13 protein-coding genes and 1 pseudogene are annotated in these 12,084 nt (G+C 69.1%); 8 read left to right on the top strand and 6 right to left on the bottom strand.

Annotated elements, in window-relative coordinates:
- Positions 1–357 precede the first annotated feature (357 nt).
- Positions 358–681: a putative quinol monooxygenase gene (locus N415_RS30170; RefSeq protein WP_068189928.1), complete on the top strand. Its 324-nt coding sequence runs from the start codon at positions 358–360 to the stop codon at positions 679–681.
- Here the strand turns inward: N415_RS30170 and N415_RS30165 are convergent.
- Complete coding sequence (locus N415_RS30165) at positions 678–1,358, bottom strand: guanylate cyclase (RefSeq protein ID WP_068189925.1); 681 nt, start codon at positions 1,356–1,358, stop codon at positions 678–680. The genes N415_RS30170 and N415_RS30165 overlap by 4 nt on opposite strands.
- Positions 1,359–1,453: 95 nt before the next feature.
- Between N415_RS30165 and N415_RS30160 the strand changes: the two genes are divergently transcribed.
- Complete coding sequence (locus tag N415_RS30160) at positions 1,454–1,663, top strand: hypothetical protein (protein ID WP_068189922.1); 210 nt, start codon at positions 1,454–1,456, stop codon at positions 1,661–1,663.
- Here the strand turns inward: N415_RS30160 and N415_RS30155 are convergent.
- Positions 1,615–2,448, bottom strand: coding sequence for an adenylate/guanylate cyclase domain-containing protein (locus N415_RS30155; RefSeq protein WP_068189919.1), 834 nt, complete (start codon positions 2,446–2,448; stop codon positions 1,615–1,617). The two genes, N415_RS30160 and N415_RS30155, sit on opposite strands and share 49 nt — an antisense overlap.
- A gap of 103 nt (positions 2,449–2,551) precedes the next feature.
- Here N415_RS30155 and N415_RS30150 point away from each other — a divergent pair, with 103 nt between their 5' ends.
- Positions 2,552–3,961, top strand: coding sequence for a glucose-6-phosphate dehydrogenase (locus N415_RS30150; RefSeq protein WP_068189932.1), 1,410 nt, complete (start codon positions 2,552–2,554; stop codon positions 3,959–3,961).
- A gap of 12 nt (positions 3,962–3,973) precedes the next feature.
- Positions 3,974–4,996: a phosphogluconate dehydrogenase (NAD(+)-dependent, decarboxylating) gene (gene gnd / locus N415_RS30145; protein WP_068189917.1), complete on the top strand. Its 1,023-nt coding sequence runs from the start codon at positions 3,974–3,976 to the stop codon at positions 4,994–4,996.
- Here the strand turns inward: gnd and N415_RS30140 are convergent.
- The gene (locus N415_RS30140; protein ID WP_068189914.1) at positions 4,993–5,862 is read right to left on the bottom strand and encodes an alpha/beta hydrolase; all 870 of its coding nucleotides are present in this window, start codon (positions 5,860–5,862) and stop codon (positions 4,993–4,995) included. The two genes, gnd and N415_RS30140, sit on opposite strands and share 4 nt — an antisense overlap.
- A gap of 136 nt (positions 5,863–5,998) precedes the next feature.
- Between N415_RS30140 and N415_RS30135 the strand changes: the two genes are divergently transcribed.
- The 3 genes from N415_RS30135 to N415_RS30125 all read left to right on the top strand — a co-directional run bounded on the left by N415_RS30135 (position 5,999) and on the right by N415_RS30125 (position 8,789).
- A complete protein-coding gene (locus tag N415_RS30135) occupies positions 5,999–6,481 on the top strand; it encodes a VOC family protein (protein WP_068135947.1) in 483 nt (160 codons plus the stop codon).
- A gap of 145 nt (positions 6,482–6,626) precedes the next feature.
- Positions 6,627–7,532 carry an alpha/beta fold hydrolase gene (locus tag N415_RS30130; RefSeq protein ID WP_068189910.1) on the top strand — a complete coding sequence of 302 codons (906 nt, stop codon included), beginning with the start codon at positions 6,627–6,629 and terminating at the stop codon, positions 7,530–7,532.
- Between the two features lie 15 nt (positions 7,533–7,547).
- Entirely contained in the window at positions 7,548–8,789 is a 1,242-nt protein-coding gene (locus N415_RS30125; protein ID WP_239645739.1) for a WS/DGAT domain-containing protein, read from the top strand.
- A 3-nt stretch (positions 8,790–8,792) separates the two neighbouring features.
- On the opposite strand, the gene N415_RS30120 is transcribed toward N415_RS30125, so the two are convergent.
- On the bottom strand, positions 8,793–9,407 hold the full coding sequence (locus tag N415_RS30120; protein ID WP_068189907.1) for a hypothetical protein: 615 nt from the start codon (positions 9,405–9,407) through the stop codon (positions 8,793–8,795).
- Positions 9,404–10,996 (bottom strand): annotated as a pseudogene (locus N415_RS30115) (pyruvate, phosphate dikinase); the annotation flags it as partial. The pseudogene N415_RS30115 and the gene N415_RS30120, both read right to left, overlap by 4 nt.
- A 178-nt stretch (positions 10,997–11,174) precedes the next feature.
- On the opposite strand from N415_RS30115, the gene N415_RS30110 reads away from it, so the two are divergent.
- Complete coding sequence (locus tag N415_RS30110; protein WP_068100973.1) at positions 11,175–11,687, top strand: DoxX family protein; 513 nt, start codon at positions 11,175–11,177, stop codon at positions 11,685–11,687.
- Between the two features lie 86 nt (positions 11,688–11,773).
- Here the strand turns inward: N415_RS30110 and N415_RS32110 are convergent.
- A partial coding sequence (locus N415_RS32110; protein WP_081665615.1) for a hypothetical protein occupies positions 11,774–12,084 on the bottom strand: 311 nt, incomplete at its 5' end.

Genomic DNA, 12,084 nt, shown 5'->3' with positions numbered 1-12,084 from the left:
GCCCCCGCCGCCGCCGGAGGCGCCTGGTCCGCCCGCAGTTTTGGTCGACGCGCCGGCCCCGGCACCGCCGGCGCCGGACGCGCCGCCGCCCGGGGATCCCGCAATTCCCAATCCATAAAGAATTGGATTGGCGCCGGTCTCATTATCCGAATGGGAGCGCATTCCCCGCGAATGTGAACCGATCGCCATAATCGCCTGGTTGTGACGCGAGCCACTTTCATGCGGGTGTGAGACGGGCCGCAAACCGGCGAAGAATCCAATAGCAGAAATTCGCCTAGGCGTCAAAGTGGACGCCTAGGCGAATTTTGCTGGAGAACCGCTGTGCGCCGCCGGTCGGGCGGCACGTATCCTGCGGCCATGATCTTCATCGTGGTCAAGTTCGAGACCAAGCCTGAGTGGACCGATCGCTGGCCGGAACTGGTCGCCCCGTTCACCGCGGCCACCCGCGCCGAAGAGGGCAACCTCTGGTTCGAGTGGTCGCGCAGCCTCGACAACCCGGCGGAGTACGTCCTCGTCGAGGCGTTCAGGGACGACGAGGCAGGAGGCGTCCACGTCAACAGCGATCACTTCAAGCGGGCGATGAGGGAGCTGCCGCAGGCGCTGACGTCCACGCCCAAAATCATCAACCAGACGGTCGAGGCGACGGGCTGGTCCGAGCTGGGGGAAATGACCGTCGATTAGCCGACGGCGACCGCAATTTCGCTGCTCAGCTGATACCCCGGGGCGAGCGGGAGCGCGTCACCGCTCCAGAACGACCCGGGGTCAAACCAATTCGCGTCCTTGTCCGTGACAATCAGGCCCATCTCCTCGTAGGTGATCGCCACCGTCTCCGCGCAGTACGCCGTCTCCAGGCCCATCTTGCGCTCTTGCCTGCGGCGCTGCGTCTGCTCACGAACCTTACTGTCCACCAACGGGATTCCGCGCACCCAGTCGTTGATGGTCGGGAGCCGGCCGCGGAACCACCGGCCGGTCAGGCGGGCGGTGGTGGGAAACGCGGTGCCGTCCATTCGTGCGATCACCCGCAGCAGCCTGTTCTCCTGTTCGCGGCTGGCATACGGCGTCAGCTGACGCAGCCAGCACCGCTGTTGGTAGCGGTCGGTCCATTGCAGGACGGCTTGGCGCAGATCGTTGAGCTGCACGCCGCGGTGGTTGGTGCCGGTCCAGACGTCGACCAGTTTGTCGCCCAGTTCGGCATGCCAGATCAGCGGGGGAAGGTCGTCGATGGCCACCGTCATTCCGACGTGGTTCACCGGAGCGTTCGTCAACGTCTGGATGGCGCGGTCGGGTCGTGAGCGGCCGCGAAACAGCCAGAGGTCGCCGGTGCGGGTCTCGTCCAGCGCCTGGTCCAGTGTCAGCATGTAAATCCGCCCGTCGCTTCGGGTTTCGCCATCGCAGTCATTATCAACCCGGGAGGACTTCGCGGGCGACCTTGCGTGGTAATAGCCTGTCAATTATGCGCAGGGTTTGGAAGTGGATCGGGCTCGCCGGTGTCGCCGGCGTCGTGGCCGGGGGAGTGCTGGTGGCCCGCGATCAACGCAAGCGACGCGCCTACACGCCCGACGAGATCCGCGCGCGGCTGCATCAGCGACTGGCCGAATCCGACGCGGCGAGCTTTCAGTCCAAATCGGGATCGGCTTCGGGCTCGACGGAGAACAACCGGTAGCGGCCCGAAAAGCCCTTCAATTCCACCTCGCGCCCCTCGTCGAATCGGATCCCGTCACAGTCGCGCAGGGCATCTCGTACCGGTTCGCTCACCAGGATCTGGCCCCCGGTGGCCTGGGCGGCGACCCGGGCCGCCATCGCGACGTTGCGCCCGAACAGGTCGTCGCCGCGGCGCACGGAGCGGCCCATGTGGATGCCGATCCGGACTCGAATGTCCTGGTTTCGCTTGCGTTTTCCGTTGTTGTGCAGCGCTTCCTGCACATCGATGCCGCACCGCACCGCCTCCTCGGCGCGCGAGAAGGCGATCATGTAGCCGTCGCCCTGGCTCTTGACCACGTGGCCGGACCGTTCCCGCACGAGTCCCGAAATGAGCTTGTCGTGCGCGCTGATCAGCTTGACCCAGGCGCGGTCACCGATGCGCTCGTTGAGCGCGGTGGACTCCTCGATGTCGGAGAACAGGATCACCACCCGGCCGTCGGGGGTGACCCGGGCAAGGTCGGGCCGCTCAACCTCGGCCCAGTCCGCGAGGTCCTCGATCGAGCTGCGCACGACCGCGCCGAAGCCCTCCTTGCGCATCACGTTGGCGGCGTTCCACACCCGTTTGACGGCCTCGCGCCCGCCCGACAGCAGCTGAGTGCGGGCGTCGGTCCGCGCGCGGAGTTCCTCGAGCTCCCGGCGGCCGCGCACCAGCAGCACCGAGAGCACGGCGATGGCGCCGGCCTCGATCGCGGCCACCCCGGCGAGGACGTAGACCGCGAGATGCAGCATGTCACCCACGCTTGGCATCCTGCCAAAGGCCGCCGGGCGCTCGGCTTGTCGGGCCCATACCCAATGTCTAGGGTTGAGCACGGGCCGCCGCGGGTAGCGAATCTCAAGGGAGGTGCGCGTCTTGGCCGACGGTGAGATTCGTTCGTCGAACCTATTGGTGATCTTCGGCATCACCGGTGACCTGGCCCGCAAGATGACCTACCGCGCGTTGTACCGACTCGAATCGCGCGGCCTGCTGAAGTCCCCGATCATCGGTGTGGCCAGTGACGACATGCCCCTCGAGAAGCTGATCGAGCGGGCACGCCAGGCGATCGCAGACTCGGGCGAAACCCTCGACGATGCGGTGTTCGACCGGTTCGCCGCCCGGTGGTCCTATCTACACGGCGACGTCACCGATGCCGGGCTCTACGACGAGCTCGCCAAGCGGATCGGCAAGGATTGCCGTCCGCTCTACTACCTGGAGATGCCGCCGTCCCTGTTCGCGCCGATCGTCGAAAACCTCGCGAAGGTAGACCTGTTGGAGTGCGCGCGCGTCGCGGTGGAGAAGCCGTTCGGCCACGACCTGGCGTCCGCGCGCGACCTGAACGCCCGGCTGCGCGCGGTGCTCGACGAGGACCAAATCCTGCGCGTGGACCACTTTTTGGGCAAACAGCCCGTCGAAGAGCTGCAATACCTGCGCTTCGCGAACAACGGCCTGGCCAAGGTGTGGGACCGCGACAGCATCTCCGAAATCCACATCACCATGGCCGAGAACTTCGGGATCGAGGACCGCGGAAAGTTCTACGACGCCGTCGGCACCTTGCGCGACGTCGTGCAAAACCACCTGCTGCAGGTGCTCGCGCTCGTCGCGATGGAGCCCCCGGTCGGCCCCGGCGCCGATGACCTGAACGACAAGAAGGCCGAGGTGTTCCGCGCGATGCCGGCGCTGGATCCGGAGCGCTGCGTGCGTGGCCAGTACCGCGGCTATACCGACGTCGCCGGGGTGGCGCAGGACTCGCAGACCGAGACCTACATCGCGCTGCGAACCGAGATCGACAACTGGCGCTGGGCGGGGGTGCCGATCTTCCTGCGCGCCGGCAAGGCGTTGCCGCAGAAGGTCACCGAGGTTCGGATGTTCCTGCACCACGTCCCCGGGTTCTCCTTCCTGCCCAACCGCCGGCCCCCCGAGCCCAACCAGATCGTGCTGCGCATCGACCCCGACCCGGGGATGCGCCTGCAGCTGTCCGCACAAGCCGGAAACTCCTGGCACGACGTCCACCTCGACTCGTCGTTCGCGGAGGATCTCGGTGAAGCGGTGCGGCCCTACGAACGGCTCCTCTACGCCGCGTTCACCGGCGACCGCCAGCTCTTCGCCCGCGAGGACGCCATCGAAGAGACGTGGCGCATCGTGCAGCCCGTGCTGGACAAGCCGGGCCGCATCCACCAATACGACCCCGGCTCCTGGGGACCCGAGGCGGCGCAGTCGCTGCTGCACGGTCACCACAGCTGGCAGGAACCGTGGCTACCCAACCGCACGAAGGCGACAACTTAAGGAGACGGACAAATGCAGCTAGGGATGATCGGCCTGGGCCGCATGGGCGCGAACATCGTCCGGCGCGTGGCCAAGGGCGGCCACGAATGCGTGGTGTACGACCACAGCCCCGAGGCGGTGCAGGCGATGGCCGGCGAGGACAACACCATCGGGGTGTCCTCGCTGGCGGAGCTGGCCGAGAAGATGGCCAAGCCCCGCGTGGTCTGGGTGATGGTGCCGGCCGGGACCATCACCACGGGGGTGATCGACGAACTGGCGAAGACGCTCGATCCCGGGGATATCGTGATCGACGGGGGCAACTCTTACTACCGCGACGACATCCGCCACTCGAAAACCTTGTCCGAGAATGGTATTCACTTGCTTGACTGCGGCACCAGCGGCGGCGTGTGGGGTCGCGACCGGGGCTACTGCCTGATGATCGGTGGCGACGACGACGCGTTCGCGCAGGCCGAGCCGATCTTCGCCACCGTCGCACCCGGCGTGGATGCGGCGCCGCGGACGCCCGGCCGCGATGGCGAGATCGCACAAGCGGAGAAGGGCTACCTGCACTGCGGCCCGTCCGGGGCGGGGCACTTCGTCAAGATGGTGCACAACGGCATCGAGTACGGGATGATGGCGTCGCTCGCCGAGGGCCTGAACATCCTGCGCAACGCCGACATCGGCAAGCACATAGAGGCGGGTGACGCCGAAACGGCGCCGCTGTCCAATCCCGAGTTCTATCAGTACGACTTCGACATCCCGGATGTCGCCGAGGTGTGGCGCCGCGGCAGCGTCATCGGCTCGTGGCTGCTAGACCTGACCGCGATCGCGCTGCACGAATCGCCGGAACTGAAGGAGTTCTCCGGGCGGGTCTCGGACTCCGGCGAGGGCCGCTGGACCGCCATCGCCGCGATCGACGAGGGGGTGCCGTCACCGGTGTTGACAACCGCGCTGCAGTCCCGCTTCGCCAGCCGTCAACTCGACGACTTCGCCAACAAGGCGCTGTCGGCGATGCGCAAGCAATTCGGTGGGCACGCGGAGAAGCCGGCGAACTAGCTCGCCCGCTCGACGAAGGCGACGACGGCTTCGCTGAAGGCGTCGTTGTCGTCGCCGGCCGCGGTGTGCCCCGCGTTCGACAGTTCGACGAACTCGGCGCGGGGTACCTGGGTGAGGAAATGCTGGACGCCCTCGGGGCTGACGACGTCGGACAGCTTCCCGCGGATCAACAGGACGGGAATCGACAGGTTGGTCGCGGCGTGCTCGAATTTCTCGGTGCGCAGTTCGGGGTCGTCCCCAGGCTTCGTCATGAACGCCGGATCCCAGTGCCAGTACCAGCGTCCGTTGCGCAGGCGGAGGTTCTTCTTCAGTCCCTCGGGGCTACGCGGCTTCTCCCGGTAGGGCAGGTAGGCGGCGACGGCGTCGGCGGCTTGCTCCAGCGAGTCGAACCCGTGCAGGCCGCTGAACATGAAGTCGCGGATGCGGGCGCTGCCGCCCTTCTCGAATCGGGGCACCACGTCGACGAGCACCAGCTGCGTCACCCGGTCGGGGCCGGCAAGATCGGCGGCCAGGATGCCGGTGAGCCCGCCCATGCTCGCACCGATGATCGCCACCGGCCGGCCGATGGCGTCCAGCACGTGCATCACGTCCGCGGTCAGCGTCTCGACGTCGTAGTCGGCGTCCGGTGCGCGATCGCTGTCACCATGCCCCCGCGAATCCAGCGCCACCACGTGAAACCCGTCGTCGGCCAGGATTTGGCCGGTGTTCTTCCAGGAAAACCGGTTCTGGCCGCCGCCGTGCAACATCAGAATCGTGGGCCGGTCGGCCGGCGCCGCCGCGCCGCGGTTCCATTCGTCGGCAACGAGGGTGATCCCCTGGTGGCCGGAAAACTCGACCGTCTGAAAACTGCTGCTCACGGCGCTCATGGGCGTCCTCTCGATAGATAGCCCTTCGACGTTACCTAGGTAACCTATTCACCGTCGCGTGGGCCCCCGATGAGTTCTCGTCGCCGCCGCGGTCTATCCCGGGGACACACCTACGACGAATGCAAGGAGAACGGCCATGCCATCGATTACGCCCTCGCTGTGGTTCGACAACAACCTCGAAGAGGCGGCGGAGTTTTACACCTCGGTGTTCCCCAACTCGCGGATCGAGGGCTTCAACCGGACGACGGAGGCCGGCCCCGGGGAGCCGGGAACGGTCCTGTCCGGCAGTTTCGTGCTGGACGGCGCCCGGTTCATCGGCATCAACGGCGGCCCGCACTTCCACTTCAGCGAGGCGGTGTCCTTCACGATCCACTGCAAGGACCAGGACGAGGTGGACTACTACTGGCAGCGGTTGACCGACGGCGGCGAGGAATCGCAGTGCGGGTGGTGCAAGGACCGCTTCGGCCTGAGCTGGCAGGTCATCCCCGACCGGCTCTACGAATTGATCGGCGACCCCGATCGGACGCGCGCGGCGGCGGCCACCGCGGCGATGTACGGCATGCGCAAGATCATCATCGCCGACCTGGAGCGCGCGGTGGCGGGGGAGCTGACCCGGTAGGCAGCATCGAAAGATGTTGCCGCGGCGTGGATCTGGTTGATCTCGGCGGGGGGTCGGTGCGTCCCGGGCGCGCAGGCGTTAGGTTGGTCGGTGCGGACGCGCCGAACAGGAGTGAACATGGCCGAGGATGCCCAGGGGGACCGGGGTGGGTGAACCGGGCTGGATCGACGTGCCCGGTCCGGCCGGGGACCTGAAGGCGCTGACCTGGGGGCCACCGGACGCGCCGATCGCGTTGTGCCTGCACGGCTTCCCCGACACCGCGTACGGGTGGCGCAAGCTCGCTCCGCGACTCGTCGAGTCGGGGTGGCGGGTCGTCGCGCCGTTCATGCGCGGCTACGCGCCCTCGTCGATACCGACCGACGGCGATTTTCACGTCGGCGCGCTGATGGACGACGCCCTGCGGGTGCGCTCGGCCGCGGGCGGCACCGAGCACGATGTCGTGATCGGCCACGACTGGGGGGCCATGGCCGCGACCGGCCTCGCCGCGATGCCCGCCAGCCCGTTCGCAAAGGCGGTCATCATGTCGGTGCCGGTCACCGCGGGCTTCCGTCGCCGGGGCGGCGTGGCCGAGCGGGCGCGGCTCATCGGCCACCTACCGCCGCAGCTGCTGCGCAGCTGGTACATCCTCTACTTCCAATTGCCTTGGCTGCCCGAGCGTTCCGCGTCGTGGGTGCTGCCGCTGCTGTGGCGGCGGTGGTCGCCGGGCTACCACGCCGATGAGGACCTGCGCCACGTCGACGCCGCGATCGGCACGCCGGAGAGCTGGCGGGCGGCGCTGGGACCGTACCGTGCCACCATCCGCGCGCCGCGGCCGCCGGAGCAGTATGCCGAGCTGAACCGGCTGTGGACCGAGGCGCCGCTGCTGCCCTGTCTCTACCTGCATGGCCGCGACGACGGTTGCATGACATCGGCTTTCACCCAGTGGACGGAAAAGGCGCTGCCCGCGGGCAGCGAGGCCGCCATCGTGGACCACGCGGGGCATTTCCTGCAGCTCGAACAGCCGGACAAGGTCGCCAACCTGGTGCTCACGTTCATCGGCTCGCCCGGCTAGGGCCATGGCCTGATGGTGTCCGGGCGGCGGATGGCGGCCGTCGATGCGCAGTTCTACTGGATGTCGGCCAAGGTTCCCAACGACGAGTTCCTGCTGTACGCATTCGACGGCGAACCCGAGGATCTCGGGGGCGCGGTCGAGCGGGTGTGCCGGCGAGCGCGCGAGTGCCCCGGCCTTACGGTCCGGATCCGGGAGCGCGGCCGGCTGGCCTATCCGCGGTGGGTGCCGGCGGTGGTCGATCCGGAATCGGTGGTCCGTCACGACCCGACCGTCCTCGATTGGAGCGAATGCCTGACGGCCGTGGCCGGCCTTGCGGCGGACCAGCTGGACGCGCGCCGGATGCCGTGGCGGCTGCACGTGTTCACCCCGGTGCGGGGCGTTCCGGGGGTGCGCGGAGCGGGCACCGTCGCGGTCCTGCAGATCGCGCACGCGTTGGCCGACGGCGCGCGGGCGGCGGCGATGGCGGCCTGGCTTTTCGGCCGCGACGCGCCGGTGCCGGAGGTGGCCCGGCCGTCGGCGGGGTTCTTGCCGTGGCGGGCCGTCGATGCGGCGCGCGCCCATCGGCGGCTGATTCGCGACTCCCGGGCCGGGTTGCTGGCGCCGGCGCTCGGGCCCCGCCCGTTGCAGGCCACCAACGCCCGTCCGGGCGCCGCGCGATCGGTGCGCACGCTGGTCCGGCATCGCTCGCAATTGCGCGGCCCCACGGTCACCGTCGGGGCGCTGGCCGCGGTGTCCACCGCGCTGTCCACGCTGCTCGGCGACGGGACAGATTCGCTGGGTGCCGAGGTGCCGATGGCCAAACCAGTTGTGGCACAGGCGAATAACCACTTCGGCAATGTGGTCGTCGGGCTCTACCCGGAGCTTGGCGTCGATGCCCGGGTCGAGCGCATCGCCGCCGACCTGGGCAACGGCCGGCGCCGCTTCGAACATCCGGCCACGCGTGCGGCGGACCGGGCGTTCGCCGCGGTGCCCGCGACGCTACTGCGTTGGGGCGTCGCGCAGTTCGACGCCGACGTCCGCCCGACCCAGGTGTCCGGGAACACCGTGGTGTCCAGCGTCAACCGCGGGGCCGCCGACCTGAACTTCGGCGGCGCCCGGGTGGTACTCACGGCCGGGTACCCGGCGCTGTCGCCGGCGATGGGCCTGACTCATGGCGTGCACGGTATCGGCGACACCGTGGCGATCAGCGTGCACGCCGCCGAGTCCGCCATTCCCGATATCGACGAGTACGTCCGGCTGTTAGATGCCGTGCTGTGAGAGCTATTGCGCGTCATCCGATTTCGCCGCCTCTTCACGGGTCATGCCCAAGGCGCCGATCAGTTCCTCGTGTAGCTCGAACCACACGGTGTGGTAGGAGTCGATGAGCGGTCTGGCCAGCCAGGCGGTATCGCCGGCCTTCACCTTGTCCAGCGCCGCGCACAGTTTCGCCGCGTAGGCGGTCAACCGCGGCAACTGCGCCGCGGCCGCGTCGATGATCGGCAGCACCCGCGCGTGCACGCCGTCGAGGCGCGCCAGTACCGCGGCGTCGTATTCGGCGTCGTCGTGGGTGTTGGGGGTGCCGTTCGGGCCGCCCTTGAGCTGCCAGTCGGTGACCAGTGACTTGAAATCGGTGTTGACGGGCCGGAAGTCGTCGTACGCGGCGGCCATCGCGGCCGGGTCCACCCCCGCGCGCTCCTCGTCGAGCAAGGCCTGCAACCGGGCGCGGCCGCTGGGGCTGATCCGCAACGCCGCGCCGTCGACCAGTAGCCCCGACGCGGTCAGCCGCTCCACGATGGCGGCGATGTCGCCGGGATCGCGGCCCAGGGTCGCGGCCAGGTCGGCCGGACGCACCCGCCCTTTCAGCCGGACCGCTTGGAGCACAACCAATTCGGTCATGTGACGACCCCTGCCGTCAGCCGCAGCGCGGTCAGCATGACGATCAGCGGGTTGGGTGAAACCACGTCGGTGTGCCCTTCGTCGATGGCGGCGCGCACCGCGGCGTCGGAGGTGTCGTCGAGCCTCGGATGGTCGCCGGCGGCGTGCGCGCGTAGCGGGCTGATGCGCCGCGCGATGTCGGCCAGCTCGCGCAGTTCCGGCGTGTCGTTCTCCGACCACGCCGACAGGCTCAGAATGCCCTCGCGCACTTCGCCTTCGGAGCCGTCGATGGTGATCTGGCGGCCGGACAGGGCGGCCGCGGTGCCGCGGCCACAGCCCACCACGGCCACCCGGCCGAGTTCGCGGCTGACGACCGCGGCGTGGCTGGCGGCGCCGCCGATCTCGGTGACGATTCCTTGGGCGGCCAGCATGCCTAGGACGTCTTCGGGCCGGGTGTGATCGCGCACCAGGATGACCGGTTCGCCCCGGTCGGCCGCGTCGAGGGCCTCGTCGACGTCGGTGTACGCGGTGCCGGATGTCACGCCCGGGCACGCCGGCAGCCCGGTGGCCAAAAGTGGTGCAGCCAAACGTGTTTCGGGCTGTAACGAGGGCTGTAGCAAAGCTTTGACATGCGCCCGCGTCACCCGGCGCAGCGCCTCGTTGTCGTCGATGAGCCCCTCGTGGCGCAGTCGGAGGGCGAGCCGCACGGCGGCCTGCGCCGAGCGCTCGGCCACCCGCGTCTGCAGCAGCCACAACTTGCCGCCGTCGACGGTGAACTCGATCTCCTGGACGTCGGCCGCGAGCCGCTCCAGGCGGCGGGCGGCGTCCGTCAGCTCGTGGTAGACGGCCGGTTGATCGTCGCGCAGGGCCGTGATCGGTCCCACGTCGACCAGTCCCGACACCACGTCGTCGCCCTGCCCCCCGGGAAGCCACTCGCCGAAGGGCTCGTCGGCGCCCGTTATCGGGTTGCGCGAAAAGAACGCTCCCGCACCGGATTTGGGGCCGCGGTTGCCGAACACCATCGCCTGCACGACGACGGCGGTGCCCCCCCGATCGTCGAGGCCGTAGTGGGCGCGGTAGGCGACCGCGCGGGGCGAATCCCAGGAGGCGAACACCGCCTCGATGCCGGCGCGCAGCTGTGCGTAGGGGTCGGCCGGTGCCGGCCTACCCACGATGCGCTGATACATCTGCGTGAAGCGCCGCCGGGTGTCGCGGGCGAACTGGGGGCCGCCTTCGGCCGCCAGCGCGTCTTCGACGGCGTCGTTCATGGCCAAGTCGAGGATCGTGTCCATCATGCCGGGCATGGAGTGCGTGGCCCCCGAGCGGACGCTGACCAACAGCGGCCGCGGGCCCCGCCCGAAGGTGCGCGACGTCTCCGCTTCCAGCCAGCGCATCCGGTCAAGCACGTCGTCCCAGATCGCGTCCATCGTCGCGGCGGGGTCGGCGAGGCAGTTGCGGCCCACCTCGGTCGTGAGGCAGAACGCGGGCGGCACCGGCAGGTTCTGGCTGCGCATCGCGTCGATGCCGTGGCCCTTGTTGCCGAGAAGCTCCCGCGGGTGACGCCCGTCGCCGTCGAGCGCGACGACGGCCGCGTTGTCCGGGGTGCCCTCCTCGCTTCGGGTCGTGGTGCACCCCCTCGTCGTGCGGCACGCTTTGCCGGGACCGTCCCGGCGGGCCTCGACGAGTATGTCAGGACTGCCCGCGCAGCAACCCGAAGCCGAAGATGGTGCCCAACTCGCGGCGTAGCGCCCAAAGGATTCGCGAGGGCTACCCGCTAGGTTTGCACCTATGAATGTGTATGACGTCGGGTTACTGCTCCTGCGGCTGGTGCTGGGACTGACGCTCGCCGCGCACGGCTTCAACAAGTTTTTCGGCGGCGGCCGGATTCCGGGAACCGCTCGGTGGTTCGAGAGCATCGGCATGAAGCCGGGCAAGTTCCACGCCACCGTGGCCGCCATCACCGAGGTGTCCGCCGGGCTGGGCCTGGCGGCCGGGCTGCTCACGCCGATCCCGGCCGCAGGCTTCGTCTCGCTGATGCTGGTCGCGGCGTGGACCGTGCACCGGGCCAACGGCTTCTTCATCGTCAAGGAGGGCTGGGAGTACAACCTGGTCCTGGCGGTCAGTGCCGTCGCGGTGGCAACGCTGGGTCCCGGGAAGCTCAGCCTCGACTACCTGATTTTCGGCGACAAGCTGTGGTTCCCCGGCTGGCCCGGCCTGGTGATCTCCGCGGGGCTCGGCCTGGCCGGCGCCGTCGGGCAGTTGCTGATCTTCTACCGGCCGCCGGTCAAGCAGGCGGGATAGCCGCCGCCGGCGCCGCGAGCGTAACGCCACTGCGAGGATCGGCCCGATTTGTCGCAGTGGCGTTCCGCTCGCACAGCGTCGTCCGGCTAGGGCGTCCCGTTCTTCCCGTTCTGGCCTAGCAGCAGCCCGCCGTTTCCGCCGGTGCCCGGCGTGCCCGGCGGCGTGCCGATTCCGCCGTTGCCGCCGTTGCCGCCGTCGCCGATTACGACGGCGTTGCCGCCCTTTCCGCCGTTGCCGCCGACACTGCCTCCGGTCCCGCCGTCGCCGCCGTCGCCGAACAGCCCTGCAGTGCCGCCGGCCCCACCGGCGCCACCGGGATCGCTGAACACCGGGGCCCCAGCTCCGCCGGAGCCGCCGTCGCCGCCGTCGCCGTCTAGCAGGCCGGCGTTGCCGCCGG

The sequence above is a fragment of the Mycobacterium sp. UM_CSW genome (assembly GCF_000455205.1).
Classification (GTDB): Bacteria; Actinomycetota; Actinomycetes; order Mycobacteriales; family Mycobacteriaceae; genus Mycobacterium.
Note: the sequence above shows the minus strand (reverse complement) of the source record. Positions and strands in the feature narration are given on the sequence as shown.